Source organism: Saxibacter everestensis (assembly GCF_025787225.1).
In the GTDB taxonomy this organism is placed as follows: Bacteria; Actinomycetota; Actinomycetes; order Actinomycetales; family Brevibacteriaceae; genus Saxibacter; species Saxibacter everestensis.
In genome coordinates this window covers 2,664,079-2,678,855 of record NZ_CP090958.1, presented here as the reverse complement: position 1 = coordinate 2,678,855, position 14,777 = coordinate 2,664,079, and the positions used below count along the sequence as shown (strand labels likewise).

The 14,777-nt window shown below is 64.1% G+C and carries 16 protein-coding genes; 13 read left to right on the top strand and 3 right to left on the bottom strand.

The window, feature by feature from the left end:
• Nucleotides 1-28 precede the first annotated feature (28 nt).
• Genes LWF01_RS12815 through proC form a run of 4 tightly spaced genes read left to right on the top strand, consistent with a single transcriptional unit; the run spans nt 29 to nt 3,608 of the window.
• Complete coding sequence (locus tag LWF01_RS12815) at nt 29-994, top strand: Ppx/GppA phosphatase family protein (protein ID WP_349637760.1); 966 nt, start codon at nt 29-31, stop codon at nt 992-994.
• A 7-nt stretch (nt 995-1,001) separates the two neighbouring features.
• A complete protein-coding gene (locus LWF01_RS12810) occupies nt 1,002-1,856 on the top strand; it encodes a methyltransferase domain-containing protein (protein WP_349637759.1) in 855 nt (284 codons plus the stop codon).
• The gene (locus tag LWF01_RS12805; RefSeq protein WP_349637758.1) at nt 1,853-2,794 is read left to right on the top strand and encodes a sugar phosphate isomerase/epimerase family protein; all 942 of its coding nucleotides are present in this window, start codon (nt 1,853-1,855) and stop codon (nt 2,792-2,794) included. The genes LWF01_RS12810 and LWF01_RS12805 overlap by 4 nt, the downstream gene beginning before the upstream one ends.
• A complete protein-coding gene (gene proC, locus LWF01_RS12800; RefSeq protein ID WP_349637757.1) occupies nt 2,787-3,608 on the top strand; it encodes a pyrroline-5-carboxylate reductase in 822 nt (273 codons plus the stop codon). The genes LWF01_RS12805 and proC overlap by 8 nt, the downstream gene beginning before the upstream one ends.
• 36 nt (nt 3,609-3,644) lie before the next feature.
• On the opposite strand, the gene LWF01_RS12795 is transcribed toward proC, so the two are convergent.
• Both LWF01_RS12795 and LWF01_RS12790 read right to left on the bottom strand, forming a co-directional pair.
• A complete protein-coding gene (locus tag LWF01_RS12795; RefSeq protein ID WP_349637756.1) occupies nt 3,645-4,316 on the bottom strand; it encodes a potassium channel family protein in 672 nt (223 codons plus the stop codon).
• Entirely contained in the window at nt 4,309-5,724 is a 1,416-nt protein-coding gene (locus LWF01_RS12790; protein WP_349637755.1) for a TrkH family potassium uptake protein, read from the bottom strand. The genes LWF01_RS12795 and LWF01_RS12790 overlap by 8 nt, the downstream gene beginning before the upstream one ends.
• Nucleotides 5,725-5,809: 85 nt before the next feature.
• Here LWF01_RS12790 and LWF01_RS12785 point away from each other — a divergent pair, with 85 nt between their 5' ends.
• The 3 genes from LWF01_RS12785 (at nt 5,810) to LWF01_RS12775 (ending at nt 7,591) form a co-directional block, all read left to right on the top strand.
• The gene (locus tag LWF01_RS12785) at nt 5,810-7,012 is read left to right on the top strand and encodes an acetoin utilization protein AcuC (RefSeq protein ID WP_349637754.1); all 1,203 of its coding nucleotides are present in this window, start codon (nt 5,810-5,812) and stop codon (nt 7,010-7,012) included.
• 190 nt (nt 7,013-7,202) lie between these two features.
• Nucleotides 7,203-7,397: a helix-turn-helix domain-containing protein gene (locus LWF01_RS12780; protein WP_349640920.1), complete on the top strand. Its 195-nt coding sequence runs from the start codon at nt 7,203-7,205 to the stop codon at nt 7,395-7,397.
• A 95-nt stretch (nt 7,398-7,492) separates the two neighbouring features.
• The gene (locus tag LWF01_RS12775) at nt 7,493-7,591 is read left to right on the top strand and encodes a 30S ribosomal protein bS22 (protein ID WP_003792170.1); all 99 of its coding nucleotides are present in this window, start codon (nt 7,493-7,495) and stop codon (nt 7,589-7,591) included.
• A gap of 79 nt (nt 7,592-7,670) precedes the next feature.
• Here the strand turns inward: LWF01_RS12775 and LWF01_RS12770 are convergent, their stop codons facing one another.
• Nucleotides 7,671-8,510 (bottom strand): HAD family hydrolase, encoded by an 840-nt coding sequence (locus tag LWF01_RS12770; protein WP_349637753.1) that lies wholly within the window; start codon nt 8,508-8,510, stop codon nt 7,671-7,673.
• A gap of 18 nt (nt 8,511-8,528) precedes the next feature.
• Here LWF01_RS12770 and LWF01_RS12765 point away from each other — a divergent pair, with 18 nt between their 5' ends.
• From LWF01_RS12765 to hemB, 6 genes are all read left to right on the top strand, one after another.
• Nucleotides 8,529-8,780 (top strand): glutaredoxin family protein, encoded by a 252-nt coding sequence (locus tag LWF01_RS12765; protein ID WP_349637752.1) that lies wholly within the window; start codon nt 8,529-8,531, stop codon nt 8,778-8,780.
• 219 nt (nt 8,781-8,999) lie between these two features.
• Nucleotides 9,000-9,701 carry a redox-sensing transcriptional repressor Rex gene (locus tag LWF01_RS12760; RefSeq protein ID WP_349640919.1) on the top strand — a complete coding sequence of 234 codons (702 nt, stop codon included), beginning with the start codon at nt 9,000-9,002 and terminating at the stop codon, nt 9,699-9,701.
• Nucleotides 9,702-11,141: a glutamyl-tRNA reductase gene (locus LWF01_RS12755; protein ID WP_349637751.1), complete on the top strand. Its 1,440-nt coding sequence runs from the start codon at nt 9,702-9,704 to the stop codon at nt 11,139-11,141.
• Nucleotides 11,138-12,097 (top strand): hydroxymethylbilane synthase, encoded by a 960-nt coding sequence (hemC, locus tag LWF01_RS12750; protein ID WP_349637750.1) that lies wholly within the window; start codon nt 11,138-11,140, stop codon nt 12,095-12,097. The genes LWF01_RS12755 and hemC overlap by 4 nt, the downstream gene beginning before the upstream one ends.
• Before the next feature lie 2 nt (nt 12,098-12,099).
• On the top strand, nt 12,100-13,719 hold the full coding sequence (locus tag LWF01_RS12745) for a bifunctional uroporphyrinogen-III C-methyltransferase/uroporphyrinogen-III synthase (RefSeq protein WP_349637749.1): 1,620 nt from the start codon (nt 12,100-12,102) through the stop codon (nt 13,717-13,719).
• Nucleotides 13,720-14,739, top strand: coding sequence for a porphobilinogen synthase (gene hemB, locus LWF01_RS12740; RefSeq protein WP_349637748.1), 1,020 nt, complete (start codon nt 13,720-13,722; stop codon nt 14,737-14,739). It abuts the gene before it with no gap.
• The last annotated feature ends 38 nt before the right edge of the window (nt 14,740-14,777 follow it).

The window sequence follows — 14,777 nt, the reverse complement described above, 5'->3', positions numbered from 1 at the left end:
TCGCCCGAAGCCGATATATTTAGTATTTATGCGCTTAGCAGTTCTCGACGTCGGTTCCAACACCGTCCATTTGCTCGTGGTTGACGCCCATCAAGGCGCCCGGCCGCTACCTGCCACATCCCACAAGGAGCTGCTGCGCCTCGCGGAATACCTCGGACCCGACGGCAGTATCTCTGAGGTCGGTGAACGAATGCTGATCGACTTCGTTCACGAAGCGCTGACCATCGCGGAGGACCAGGGCGCCGAAGCTGTGGTTTCGTTCGCCACGTCGGCGATTCGCGAAGCCCCCAACGGCGCACAGGTCCTTGCCCGGGTCAAAAAGCAGACCGGTGTTGACCTCACGGTGCTTTCCGGCAGCGACGAAGCCCGGCTCACCTTCCTGGCGACCCGCCGGTGGTTCGGCTGGTCGGCGGGCCACATCATGCTCTTCGATATCGGCGGCGGTTCGCTGGAGATCGCAGCAGGCGGCGATGAGACTGCTGACTGCGCCGTCTCGGTGCCGCTGGGCGCCGGACGACTGACGAATGACTGGTTCTCCAGCGATCTGCCCACCCCCGAGGAGATAGCCACCGTGCGCCGGCATGCGCGGACCACGATCGGAAAGGTAGCCCGCGACGTCATCCGGGCCGGCAGGCCCGATCGGGTCGTCGGCAGCTCGAAAACATTCCGTTCACTCGCCCGGTTGACCGGGGCGGCGCCCTCGGCCGACGGCATCCACGTGCCCCGCTACCTGCGGCACAAGGACCTGGCCGAACTCACCCCGAGACTCGCCGCACTGACCCCGCAGGAGCGAGCCCAGCTGCCCGGGGTGTCCGAGGCGCGAGCCCAGCAGGTTCTGGCCGGAGCCATAGTCGCCGAGGCCGCCTGCGCTGTTTTCGATGTCGACGAGATTCAGATCTGCCCATGGGCGCTCCGCGAGGGCGTTATTCTGCGAAAGTTGGACAAGATGACCGAGGAGCAATCCCCATCACCGCGAACCGTCGCGGTAGCCTGAGGAAGCCATGGCTGAAGACACGTACACGCATGGGCATCATCCGAGCGTTCTGCGCGCGCATAGTTGGCGGACGGCCGAAAACTCGGCGGCGTACCTTCTCTCCTCGCTGACGTCGACGGATCGGCTGCTCGACGTCGGTTGCGGTCCGGGCACGATAACCATCGGCTTCGCCGAAAGAGTCCGCGAAGTAGTCGGAATTGATGCGGCCGCGGAACCGCTCACGGGAGCTACGGCTCTTGCGGCAGAGCATGGGCTGCACAATGTGGAGTTCGGCGTGGGCGATGTGTACTCACTTGACTTCGACGACAACAGCTTCGATGTGGTCCATGCCCACCAGGTGTTGCAGCACTTGTCGGACCCGGTTCGGGCACTGCGCGAAATGGCGAGGGTGGCCCGGCCCGGTGGCATTGTCGCGGTACGTGATGCCGACTACTCCGGAATGATCTGGTATCCGATGCCGGCCGAGCTCGATGAATGGATGACGCTGTACCAGAAGGTAGCGCGCTCGAACTCGGCTGAGCCGGATGCGGGGCGCAGGCTGCTGTCCTGGGCGAAGCAGGCCGGGTTCACCGACATCGTGGCCACCGCCGACACCTGGTGCTACGCCAGCGACGAGGAGCGTGCCTGGTGGGGTGGTAGCTGGGCCGAACGTGTGGTGAATTCGAGCTTCGCCAAACAGGCGATCGAACGTGGCTTCGCCGATCCGGCGAAGCTGGAAGAGCTAAGCCGGGCTTGGGGCGACTGGGCCCAATCAGACGACGGCTGGTTCGCCATCGTGAACGGGGAAGTGCTGTGCCGGGTGCCGGACGAGCCCAGGAGTTTTGGCACCGGCGGGGCTGAACGGACTAATCTAGCGAAGTGACAAGCGCAGAAAGTCCCAGAGGGACGAGGAAGTCCGGTGCACGACCCGCCTTGACGTCGAAGAACTCGGCAAAGGCAAGGGCCGCACGGCATCGTGCCGTCCGGGCCGAATCTGCCCCGGACCTGGGTCCGACGACGCAGGGAGCCAACCGGATTCCGGTCGGCCTGTCGTCGTCGGCGGTGTACCCGTTGTCGATATCGGAGTGTTTCGCGGTCGCCGCCGATCTCGGGTACGACGGGGTCGAGGTCATGGTGTCGAGCAACTCGATCAGCCAGGACCCCAAGGCGATCCGCAACCTCTGCGAGCACTATGGACTGCCGGTGCTGTCGATCCATGCGCCGACCCTGCTGGTGATGCAGCGGGTGTGGGGGAAGGACCCCTGGACGAAGATCGAGCGTTCGTCCGAGCTGGCCGCCGAAGTCGGAGCCGACACCGTCGTCGTGCACCCGCCGTTTCGCTGGCAGGGATCCTACGCCGAGGGATTCCACGAGGGTGTGCGAAGGATCAGCAAGGACTACGGCATCAACGTTGCCGTGGAGAACATGTTCCCGTGGCGCACCGGGGTACGCGAAGTGATGGTGTACCTGCCGGACTGGAACCCGGTGGATGAGGACTACGACAAGATAACCGTTGATTTCTCCCATGCGGCCACGGCGGGTTCCGACATCCTCGGAATGATCGACACCCTCGGCGACCGGCTCGCTCACATCCACCTGGCTGACGGCTCCGGGTCGCTCAAGGACGAGCATCTGGCGCCGGGTCACGGGAACCAGCCATGCGCGGAGGCGCTGCAGAAATTGAGCCACAGCGACTGGACCGGAGCGGTAGTCGCCGAAGTCAACACCCGGCGGTGCCGGACCATAGCGGAGCGCGACGACCTGCTGCTGCACACGCTGAGTTTTGCTCGCGAGCATCTAGGACAGCTAAGCCATGACTGATCCAACCGTTGCCGTACTCGGCGTAGGCTCGATGGGCGAGGCGCTGCTCAGTGGGATTCTCCGGGCCGGGCTGCCGGCCGGTAGCGTCACAGCCACCGTGCGAAGCCCTGATCGCGCCAGCGAACTGCGTCAGCGCACCGGCGTGACTGTGCTCGATACCTCAGCGGATGCCGCTGCCAATCAGAGCGCTGCCCGCGAGGCGGATATCGTGATTCTGGCGGTTAAGCCGCACGGAATCCTTGACCTTGCGTCCGAGATCTCCGACGCGGTCACTCGGGACTGCGTTGTGATCAGCGTGGCAGCCGGCATCACCACGTCCGCCATCGAAACACGACTGCCGGGTGCGGCAGTGGTGCGGGCGATGCCGAACACGCCTTCGCTTGTAGGTGCGGGCGTTGTTGCGATCGCCGCGGGGGAGTCCGCCGACCAGGATGCGCTCGATCGTGCTGCCGCCATCCTGGCCGGTGCCGGAATGACCCGTCAGGTCCGGGAGGATCAGCTTGACGCGGTGACGGCGATCTCCGGGTCTGGACCGGCGTACTTCTTCCTGCTCGCGGAAGCACTGGTCGATGCAGGGCAGCAGCTGGGCCTCGATCCGGAGACGGCGAAGGCGCTTGTGGTGGGCACAGCAGCGGGCGCCGGAGCCCTGATGGAGCAGACGGGCAAGGATCCCGCGCAGCTGCGCGAACAGGTCACCAGCCCGGGCGGAACCACGAAGGCGGCGCTGGACGTGTTTGAGGAACATGGCCTTCGCGAAATCGCGCTGGCGGCCGCACAGGCGGCTGCGCGGCGATCCGCCGAACTTTCCAGCTAGCCGGGCCCGCGGTGGAGCTGGGCCGGACTGGCGACCTCAGGGCCGGGACGCGAACCGATTCAGCAGATCCACGTGGCCGGCGACGATCAGCATGTCCTGCGCGTTGATCTGAGTCTCCGGTGTTGCGTAGGTGAAGTCCTGTCCGGGTGTCTTGATGCCGACAACCGTGACGCCGTACTTTTTGCGAATTGCCGATTCGCGCAGGCTGAAACCCTGCACTTCCCTTGGTGGACGCATTTTCACCACGCCGAAGAAGCCCTCGTCGAACTCGATGTAGTCGAGCATCCGGCTGGACACCAGGTGGGCGACCCGATTGCCCGCGTCAGTCTCCGGGTAAAGCACATGATGGGCGCCGATCCGGCTGAGGATCTTGCCGTGCGACTGACTGATCGCCTTGGCCCAGATCTGTTCGATGCCAAGGTCCACCAGGTTCGCCGTGGTCAGCACGCTAGCCTCGATCGATGTGCCGATGCCGACCACCGCGACGCTGAATTCGCCCGCCCCGGCCTGCCGCAGTGCTTCGATGTTCGTGGCGTCTGCCTCAACAACGTGGGTAAGCCGTCCGGACCAGTCCTGCACCATCTGGGCGTCCCGCTCGATGGCAAGCACCTCCCGCCCGAGCTGGCTCAGCCGTGCGGCGGTCGCCGAGCCGAATCGGCCGAGGCCGATCACGAGCACGGGTGTGTGCGATGTATCCGATTTAGCCAACGATTGGCCTTTCTTCCGGGTAGCGATACAGCCGCTGCCGCTCTCGCAGTGCGAGCGCGGCGGCCAGCGTAATCGTACCGATTCTGCCGAGGAACATCACGACGGAGAGCACGTAGAGCCCGGATGGCGGGAGCTGCTCGGTGACTCCTGAGGTCAGCCCGCAGGTTGCGAACGCGGAAATGACCTCGAACAGGACGAGATCCAGCGGTAGCTCCGACAGATTGAGCAAGGTGATCGTCGCGACGGAGACGATCGTCGCGCCCGCCAGCGTGACAGAGACGCCAAGTCGCAGGGTGGCCGGAGGTATCCGGCGGCCGAACACCTCGACGTGCTCCAGGCCGCGGGCCTCAGCAAATGCGGCGAGGAACATCACGGCAAGCGTGGTGACCTTGATGCCGCCCGCAGTGGACGCCGAACCGCCGCCGATGAACATCAGCATGTCGAGAACGACGTGTGATGACTGATGCATCTCTGACAGGTCCATCGTGGCGAAGCCACCGGAACGGGGCATAACGGCCGCGAAGATGGTCTCCAGTACTGTCTGTCCCGCAGCGTCATCGCCAAGTGTCTTGGGGTTGTTCCATTCGAAGGCGCCGATAGCCAGGGCGCCCAGAACGACGAGCGCCGCAGAGGTCACCAAGGTGAGCTTGGTATGCAGATCCCAGGACTTCGGCGACCACAGGTGAAGCGCGACAGTGAGGATCACCGGGAAGCCGAGCGCGCCAACGAAAACCCCGATCATCAGCGGAATCAGAATCCATGGGTCGTCGGCGAACGCGGCAGCACCGCCGGGGTGAATGGTGAATCCCGCGTTGTTGAAGGCGGATATCGAGTAAAAGACGCTGTGCCAGGCAGCGTCACCGACCGCTTCGCCACGGATGATGAATCGTGGAAACATCGCCAGCGCCAGAACTGCCTCGGAGATCAACGACGCCAGGGCAACAGCACGGAGCAGGCTGCCGACCTCGCCGAGCCGGAGTGCCTTGGTCTCCTGCGCGGCGATCAGACGCTGTCGCAGGCCCAGCCTCCTGGAAACGGCCAGGCCCATGATCGAGGCAAGGGTGAGGATTCCCAGTCCGCCGAGCTGGATGGCGAGGGTGATGACGGAAACACCGAAAGCAGACCAGTATTCCTCGGTAACCACAGGCGTCAGCCCTGTCACGCAGACCGCTGACACGGCGACGAACACTGCATGGGAAAGTTCCGCCATTTCGCCCGAGCGGGTCGATATCGGCAACATCAACAGGCCGACGAATACAAGTACGACGGCGGTGAACGTCACCAGGGCCAGCCGGGCCGGTGAACTCTTGGCGACGTCGTCGACGAAGTCGCGCACAGCGGTGACCGGTGCCAAAACGGTACGACGAAGCAAGGCTGGCTGACCGTCGGCGCCAGGTCGTGTGGCCATCGAGAACCCCTTCATCTGCTGCTAAGACGCTACCCGAGTCTAAGCGGGACAGACGTCGATCGCCGCGACGGTTAGGGTAACAAGCATGGTCGAGCAACAAATGCCGCTTTACATTGTCTGGGACAAGGTATTCGGGCAGTACAACTTCGGGCCCACGCACCCCATGCATCCGCTGCGCCTCGACCTTACAGCGCGGTTGTGCGAGGATTTCGGCCTCTTCGACCTGCGAAACGTCACAGTGCACTCTGCCTCGGTCGCGACCGACGAGCTGCTCGAGACTGTACACAGCAGCGAGTACATTTCCGCCATCCGTGCTGCCGAGAGCACCAGCAGCGTCGATGACGCCGTCCGGATCCGGTATGGCGTCGGAACTGATGACGTGCCGCGATTCGACCACATTCACGAAGCATCCGCCCGGATCGTGCAGGGCAGCGTGCAGGCTGCCCAGGCGATCGTCTCGGGGGAGGCGGTGCACGCAGTGAACTTCAGCGGCGGCATGCACCACGCCAGGCGGGACAAGGCCAGCGGTTTTTGCGTATACAACGATGTTGCCGCGGCGATCACGCATCTGCTCGACTCCGGTGTGCAGAAGGTCGCCTACATCGATATCGACGCTCATCACGGCGACGGGACAGAGTCGATTTTCTGGGACGACCCAAGGGTGCTCACGATTTCTCTGCACGAAACCGGACGGATGCTGTTCCCAGGCACCGGCTTCGCCGATGAAATCGGCGGCAGCTCCGCCGAGGCCAGCGCGGTCAACGTTGCCCTCCCGCCACGTACCTCCGACAGTGATTGGCTGAGGGCGTTCGACGCCATTGTTCCACCGTTGATCGGTGCGTTCGAGCCCGAGGTGATCGTGAGTCAGCATGGCTGTGACGGCCACCTGCATGATCCGCTGACCCACCTGAGGCTCAGCGTCGATGCCCTCCGGCAGGCCGCGATCATGATCGATGAGCTCGCAGCCGCGCATTGCGGCAACCGGTGGCTGGCGGTTGGCGGTGGCGGGTATGACCTTCTGGACGCCGTGCCACGGAGCTGGGCCCACCTCGTGGCGATAGCCGCCGGCAAGCCGATCGCGGTTACGGCCCAGACACCGGAAAGCTGGCGTGATTACGTTCATGAGCGCTCCCAGCGGGATGCCCCACGGCTGATGGGTGACGAGGTCGAGCTCTGGTGGCGTTCCTGGAAAGTGGGCTTCGACCCGAACAATGAACTGGATCGGGCGGTGATGGCGACTAAAAAGAGCGTCTTCCCGTTTCACGGGCTCGACCCGTACTTTGATTAAGAATTGCCAACAACTTTCCCAACTACCACTTCTGGCACTAAAGTAGAGGAGCGACACGCCGACGCCATGCAGAGCTTCCTTTCCGCCCGGTGAAGTTTGTCGTTATAGCCGCGCGAAGCTGCCTGCCGATCGGTGGGCCGAGCGGCTAAGAAGAGAACGGGTGGAAAGTAACGTGGCAGGACTGTCCCAGATGCAGTTCCTCACCGTGGCCGAGGTCGCCGCGATGATGCGTGTCTCAAAGATGACCGTGTATCGCCTGGTGCATGCCGGGGAGTTACCGGCCGTCCGTTTCGGGCGCTCGTACCGGGTGCCTGAAGATGCCGTGCAGAAGTACCTTCAGTCGGCCTATATCGACCCCGGGCAGAGCCAGGGATCGGCAGGGTAGCCCGAGTCGCGAGGCACGGCTTTTTTTGTTTTCCGCTTCCGGAAGGTATTCTTCGGAGGGGTCGTTCAGCACCAAACTTGTGAAAAGGATGTCACGTGGGTTCAGTAATTAAGAAGCGTCGCAAGCGGATGGCTAAGAAGAAGCACCGTAAACTGCTGCGGAAGACGCGCCACCAGCGCCGCAACAAGAAGTGACTTTGGCCTGAAATCTTGGGTTTTCGAAGGTGCCTGTCAGCGTGTGCTGGCAGGCACTTTTGCGTCTGAACGCTTAGTCCTACTCTTGCTCGAACTGGCCGATCGAGCGGCGACCGCGCAGTCGTCGCCAGGCGCGCCATCCGCCGTAGAGTGCCCCGGCGCCGGCGAAGCCCTGGATCGCCCGCTTTGTGTTCCGGCCGGCGGTGCGGAAATCCCTGACCTCCCAGCCGTGTGCTTCCGCGTAGATGCGCAGCTTGAGGTCCGGATTGATCGCGAAGGGGTTGCCAACCAGGGAAAGCATCGGAATGTCGTTGGCCGAATCGCTGTATGCGTAGCTGATCGAAAGGTCGAAGCCATGCTCTGCGGCAAGCGCCTGCACGGCTGCGGCCTTCGCTTCCCCGTGCAGTACCTGTCCGGTCAGCTGCCCGGTGTAGACGCCGTCGACGTGCTCAGCAACTGTGCCCAGTCCACCGGTCACCCCTAATCGGGCCGCGATCACTTCGGCGATCTCGACCGGCGTTGCTGTCACAAGCCATACCTGTTGGTCATTGTTCAAGTGATCTGCCGACAACTGCTTCGTACCGGGCCAGATTTTTGAATCCATGAACTCGTCGTACACCTCTTCGCCGATCTGCCTGATGTCGGCGACCGTGTATCCGGCCACGAATGAGAGCGCTCGCTGGCGGACCTCCTCGAGGTTGACGGTGTGCTCGCCGCGGGCGATGAATTTCACCTGCTGCCAGGCGAACTGGGCCAAGTCCCGGTAGCTCAGCAGTCGCCGTTGCCGCATTCCGCGGGCGAGATGGAAGAGACTGGCCCCACGCATGAAAGTGTTGTCAACGTCGAAAAATGCTGCGGCGGTAGAGGGCTCGGCCGCTGCCGGGGTGGAGCCCTGTCCTCCGACCTCGGAAATCGGCATGGCATTACCCTAGCAATTATGAGTGAGGTTCTTTTAGTTTCCCGCGCCAACTGCCACCTCTGCGACGAGGCGCGGCCGATCGTGCAGGCGGTGGCACGGGAGACCGGTCACCACTTTGCTGAGGTCGACGTCGACCAGGATGCCCAGCTGCGGTCGAAGTATTCGGACGAGGTGCCGGTGGTGCTGATCGACGGTGTCCAGCACGCGTTTTGGCGAGTGGACGCCGACCGGTTGCGAAAGGCGCTGGCGCCGGAGTCCGGATCTTCCTGACTGACCGGGCGAGCCGGATGTGAAGCCCGTCACTGTCCGGGTGTGCCGAGCCCTTAGATTGCGCCGCTGGAGCACATTTCAGGGGATTCGTCCACTTTGTGCTTCCCTTCACAAGCGCCTAGGCTGGATCGCATAGTATCGCAGTTCGATTCAGCCGAGGAGACACCGACCCCCTTGTCGCAGTCCGAGTCCGCAGATCGGGTGGGCTGGCCGGCGGTTATCGCCAAGCCAGGCACCGATAAGGATGGAACCGTTTTTGATGCCGAGCGTGGCATTCCGGACGCCACCGTCGCGAGGCTTCCGGTCTATTTGCGAGCGCTCAGCACACTTGCGGAAGACGGCGTGATCACTGTGTCCTCCGAAGACCTCGCTGAGGTCGCCGGCGTGAACTCGTCCAAGCTGCGCAAGGACCTCTCGTATCTCGGCTCCTACGGAACCCGGGGCGTCGGATACGAGGTCAAGGTCCTGGTTGAGCAGATCTCGGAAAACCTCGGTTTGAGCCAGGACTGGAACGTCGCCATCTTCGGTGCCGGAAACCTCGGAACCGCCCTCGCGCAGTACTCCGGCTTCGCCTCAAGGGGCTTCACAGTTGTCGCCATGTTCGACGCCGACGAGGCAATCGTCGGAACGACCGTCTCCGGCGTCCTGGTGCGCAGCATCGATGACCTCGAAACAGTTATCGATCAAACCGGGGCACACCTTGCGGTGCTGGCCGTTCCCGGCCCGGTAGCGCAGGAAATCTGCGATCGGGCGGTTGCTGCCGGTATCCGCGGAATTCTTAATTTCGCCCCGAGCGTGCTGCAGGTGCCTGACTGGGTCCAGTTGCGAAAAGTCGACCTGTCGATCGAACTCCAGATTCTCGCCTTTCACGCGCAACGTGCCGCGGCCGACGAACTGGTCATGGCCAAGGAGTTGTCCTAGATGGCCTTCCTCATCGTAGGAATCTCGCATCGCTCTGCTCCGATGTCGGTGCTGGAGAAGGCTGCGCTCTCTGAGTCGCAGGTCCGCGAGCTGAGCCGGGCGATCGCCGAAGGTGGCTACGTCAACGGTGTCGCCGTGCTGGCTACCTGTAACCGGTTGGAGATAATTGCCGACGTCAGCACCTTCCACGGCGGTCTCGCCGACCTGGGGGGTGCGCTGGTCGACGCGATCCGCACTGAATGGACGACGCTCAGCGAGCACCTTTATGTGCACTACGAAGAGCGGGCGGTCGAACACCTGCTCACCGTGGCTTGCGGCCTGGACTCGATGGCGGTCGGCGAGGCGCAGATCCTTGGTCAGCTCCGCGCGACTCTTTCGCTGGGACAGGCCGAAGGAAACCTGAGCAGTGAGCTGGGACGCATTCTTCAGCAGGCGCTGCGGGTGGGCAAGCGGGCGCATTCCGAAACTGGCCTGGACCGGGTGGCCCAATCACTGCTGAGCGGCGCGCTCGACTCGGCACCCGGCTGGCTCGGCGATCTGGGCGCGGTGAACGCACTCGTGGTCGGCGCCGGCGCGATGAGCAGCCTTGTGGTTGCGAACCTCAGCAGGCTCGGCGTCGGACGGATCGCCATTGCCAACCGCAGCCTTGACGGCGCGCAACGCCTCGCCGCTACGGTCGCCGGCCGAGCGGTCGAACTGGATCGGGACACGCTGGTTGCCGAAGTGGCGGACGCGGACCTGATCGTCTCCTGCACCGGAGCCAGGGGCACAATCATCGGGGCCGACTCAGTCGCCGCTGCTCGCGAACTGCGCACGACGCGCGACCTTCGCACGACCCGGTCGGTGCAGCGAGGGGATGCGCATGCCCGGCGCCGGCAGTTCTTTGTCGACCTGGCGCTTCCTCGCGATATCGCCCCCGAAGTTGGCGACATCGACGACGTCAGGCTGGTGGGGCTTGAGGAGCTCAGCCGGATTTTCGCCGCCGGTCCGCATCACGATGCCGCCGACGTCACGAATGCGATTGCCGCGGTTCGCGCCATCATCGCGAGTGAGACCGCAAAGCTGATCAGCAAGCGGCGCGCCAATTCGGTTGCGCCGACGGTGATAGCGCTGCGCGGCCGGGCAAAGGCTGTCCGCGACAAGGAGTTCGCGCGGCTTGCTGCCCGTCTCGGCCCGGACGTTGATGCGAGAGTTCTCGACGAGGTGCGCAAGAGCATGCACCGGCTGGCCGACAAGCTGATGCACACGCCGACGGTCCGGGTGAAGGAACTCGCCGCGGAACCTGGTGGTGGGAGCTACGCCGATGCACTCCGGGCGCTTTTCGACCTCTCGATCGATGCCACCGGTCCGCTAGACGTACTGCCGTTACCGGGCACCGTGTTCGACAGCGAGCAGCTGCAGCATTTGCCAGGCAACATTTCGATTCAGGAGAAGTCATGACCACCCCAGTTCTGCGCCTGGGCACTCGGCGCAGCAAACTCGCCCGGACACAGTCGAAGCTGGTAGGCGAGCGACTGACCGCGGTGACGGGGATCCCGGTCGAGCTCGTCGATATCGTGACCGAGGGTGATGTCAACCGGGCGCCGCTGGTCACGATGGGCGGCGCAGGAGTCTTCGTCTCCGCCGTACGGGACGCGCTGCTTCGCGGCGAGGTCGACTTCGTCGTGCACTCGCTGAAGGACCTGCCGACGACCCCGGAACCCGGAATCGACCTGGTCGCGGTGCCCGGACGGGAAGATCCTCGGGACGCCCTGATCGCCCGCGACAATCTGACCCTTGGCGAGCTTCCGGTTGGCTCGAAGGTGGCGACCGGCTCGCCCCGCCGTCAGGTTCAGCTTGAGGCGCTTGGGTTCGGCATCGAGGTGATCGGGATTCGCGGAAACGTCGGAACCAGAATCGAGGCCGTGACCTCAGGGGCTGCTGATGCCGTTGTGCTGGCGAATGCAGGCCTGCGCCGGCTCGGTGAAACTGATCGGATCACCGAGGTGATCGATCCTCTGCAGATGTTGCCGGCTCCGGGCCAGGGCGCCCTCGCCGTCGAATGCCGCGCCATCACGGCGACCAGCACGGACCAGGAACGTTTCATCGCCAAGGCGCTGGCCGAACTCGACGACGCGGAAAGCCGTGCGTGCGTCATCGCCGAGCGGGCCGTGCTGTCCCGGGCCGAGGCCGGCTGCTCTGCCCCGCTGGGGGCGCTGGCCGAGGTGGTCGAAGGCGACGCCGGTCTCGAGCTGTCGCTGGCGGCAGTATTGGCAGATGCCGACGGGCATCTGATTCGTCATTCCGTGCAGGGCCGGGTGGTTGACGCCCGCACGCTTGGCGAGGAACTGGCCGACCTGCTGCTCGAGCGGATCGATGGCAACTTACCCACCACAATGTCCACTAAAGGAGCTTGACTGTGAGCACGGTTAAAGCCAATAGCAAGCCGCTGGGATCCATTAGCTTCGTCGGTGTGGGTCCCGGAGACCTTGGTCTTCTCACAGTGCGAGCGATTGAGGCGATCGAGCAAGCCGGTGCGATCATCTACGACCGCGATATTTACGCCGCGGTCGTCGAACGGTACGCGAAGAACGATGCCGAGCTGATCGGCATCGAAGCCGATGCCGCGTCGCTTCCGATGTCCAACGCGGCCCGAGCCAAACGACTGGTCAAGGCAGCGAAGGACCACGGTCATGTTGTGCGGCTGCTGGATGGCGATGGCGCCGTTTTCGCCGGTCTCGCCGAAGAAGGGCTGGCGTGCCGCAAGGCCGGCATCCAGTTCGAGGTTGTGCCGGGCGTTTCAATTCCGGCGGCAGTGGCTTCGTACGCCGGTGTCCCGCTGACCGCTGATGGGGTTCGCGGAGTGCACGTGGTGCAGGCCGGGCCCCAGGCCGTGCAGAACGTCGTCAGTGGAAAGAAGACTTCCAACGTGCTGCTCGGTTCAGCCGGGGAACTGATTGAAACCTCGGCCGCGATGATCGAGGACGGCTGGAAGCCCGAGACGCCGATAGTGATCAGTGCTGACGGCACGCGTGTTTCGCAGGCCTCGGTCGAGACCACTCTGGCCGAGGTCAAGCCGCAGTTGGCTGCGCTGGCCCGGCGCCGTGAGCTGGGTACCGACCTGGTTGCGATGCTCGGTCCGGGGATCGCACATCGGGCGGCCCTTTCCTGGTTTGAGACCAAACCGCTGTTTGGCTGGAACGTCCTGGTGCCGCGCACCAAGGATCAGTCCACATCCACCACGGAACGACTTACCGAGTTCGGCGCTGTCAGTACCATCGTCCCGACTATTTCCGTCGAGCCGCCGCGGACGCCGCAGCAAATGGAGAAGGCAATCAAGGGGCTGGTCACCGGCCGCTACGAATGGGTCGGTTTCACCTCGGTTAACGCGGTTCGCGCCGTCAAGGAGAAGTTCAGCGAATTCGGCCTGGATGCGCGGGCATTCGCGGGGCTGAAAATCGCGGCAGTCGGTGGAGTAACCGCTCAAGCCCTGCGCGACTGGGGCATCGAACCGGACCTCGTTCCGAGTGGTGAACAGTCTGCCAAGGGACTTCTGGTTGACTGGCCGCCATTCGACAAGGTGCTCGACCCGATCAACCGGGTGTTCCTGCCGCGTGCTGACATTGCCACCGAGACGCTCGTGGCCGGTCTGCAGGAAGGCGGATGGGAAGTGGACGACGTCACCGCCTACCGCACGGTCCGCGCGTCGCCGCCCCCCGCGCCGGTTCGTGAGGCGATCAAGAACGGAACCTTCGACGCCGTGCTTTTCACCTCCTCGTCTACGGTTCGCAACCTGGTCGGCATCGCCGGAAAGCCGCATGCGAGCTGCGTTATCGCGTGCATCGGCCCGGCTACAGCCAAGACCGCCGAAGAACATGGGCTCAGGGTCGACGTGCTGGCAAGCGAAACCAACGCGATCTCGCTGGTGGAAAGCCTTGCCGACTTTGCTCAGTCCGCCCGGGACGCCGCGATCGAGGCAGGCGAACCCGTCCTGCGGCCGAGCCAGCGCAAGGGTGCCGCGCGCCGGAGGGCCCGTTAGATGGCGGCCGTCGACCTGGAACAGCGGCCGCGCCGGTTGCGCACCACCCCGGCCATCCGCCGGTTGGTCTCCGAGCATCGCCTGCACGCAGCGGACCTGGTGCTCCCGATGTTCGTCAAGGAAGGCATCGAGACGCCGATTGACCTGACAACCATGCCGGGCGTTCGGCAGCACACGCTTGACTCCCTCGTCGCCGCAGCCAAGGAAGCCGTTGCGGCTGGCGTCGGAGGGCTGATGCTGTTCGGCATCCCTTCGCTGCGAGACGCCGAGGGAAGTCAGGCCGACGCACCCGACGGCATCCTCAACCGTGCCATCTCCGCGCTGGCCGAGGCAGTCGGCGATGAAACGGTGATCATGGCTGATCTTTGCCTCGACGAGTTCACCGATCACGGTCACTGCGGCGTGCTCGACGACGCAGGCGTGGTGGACAACGACGCGACACTCGAGCGCTATGCCTCGATGGCGCTGGCCCAGGCCCGGGCGGGCGCCTCTGTTCTTGGCCTGTCGGGGATGATGGACGGCCAGGTCGCGCACGTCCGCGCCGCCCTTGACGCGTACGGATTCATTGATGTGGTCATCCTGGCGTACGCCGCTAAGTTTTCTTCCGCGTTCTATGGCCCGTTCCGTGAGGCGGTGGAATCCCAGCTCAAGGGCGATCGCCGCACCTACCAGCAGGACGCAGCGAACGGACGCGAGGCCGGGCGGGAGGTCCGGCTGGACATCGAGCAGGGCGCCGACATCGTGATGGTGAAACCCGGGATGCCGTATCTCGATGTGCTTGCCGACATTTCCGCGCACGTCGATGTCCCGGTGTGGAGTTATCAGATCTCCGGCGAGTACGCGATGATCGAGCTAGCGGCCGCGGCCGGGGCAATCGAACGCTGGCCGGCGATCATTGAATCGCTGCTCGGATTCAAGCGCGCCGGTGCAGACGTGATCCTGACCTACTGGGCGACCGAGGTTGCGCAGAGCCTGACCGGCGGAACCGGCACACGCGTGCCGCGCACTTCCGAAGACTGACGCATGCCGCACACTTCCTAACCGGAGTGAGTATTGTT

What these genes read in the sequence shown, in the direction of transcription:
- hemC (WP_349637750.1), top strand. Translation starts at nt 11,138, where the DNA reads ATGACCACCCCAGTTCTGCGCCTGGGCACTCGGCGCAGCAAACTCGCC.
- LWF01_RS12815 (WP_349637760.1), top strand. Translation starts at nt 29, where the DNA reads ATGCGCTTAGCAGTTCTCGACGTCGGTTCCAACACCGTCCATTTGCTC.
- proC (WP_349637757.1), top strand. Translation starts at nt 2,787, where the DNA reads ATGACTGATCCAACCGTTGCCGTACTCGGCGTAGGCTCGATGGGCGAG.
- LWF01_RS12770 (WP_349637753.1), bottom strand. Translation starts at nt 8,510, where the DNA reads ATGCCGATTTCCGAGGTCGGAGGACAGGGCTCCACCCCGGCAGCGGCC.
- LWF01_RS12785 (WP_349637754.1), top strand. Translation starts at nt 5,810, where the DNA reads ATGGTCGAGCAACAAATGCCGCTTTACATTGTCTGGGACAAGGTATTC.
- hemB (WP_349637748.1), top strand. Translation starts at nt 13,720, where the DNA reads ATGGCGGCCGTCGACCTGGAACAGCGGCCGCGCCGGTTGCGCACCACC.
- LWF01_RS12765 (WP_349637752.1), top strand. Translation starts at nt 8,529, where the DNA reads ATGAGTGAGGTTCTTTTAGTTTCCCGCGCCAACTGCCACCTCTGCGAC.
- LWF01_RS12790 (WP_349637755.1), bottom strand. Translation starts at nt 5,724, where the DNA reads ATGGCCACACGACCTGGCGCCGACGGTCAGCCAGCCTTGCTTCGTCGT.
- LWF01_RS12780 (WP_349640920.1), top strand. Translation starts at nt 7,203, where the DNA reads ATGCAGTTCCTCACCGTGGCCGAGGTCGCCGCGATGATGCGTGTCTCA.
- LWF01_RS12810 (WP_349637759.1), top strand. Translation starts at nt 1,002, where the DNA reads ATGGCTGAAGACACGTACACGCATGGGCATCATCCGAGCGTTCTGCGC.
- LWF01_RS12755 (WP_349637751.1), top strand. Translation starts at nt 9,702, where the DNA reads ATGGCCTTCCTCATCGTAGGAATCTCGCATCGCTCTGCTCCGATGTCG.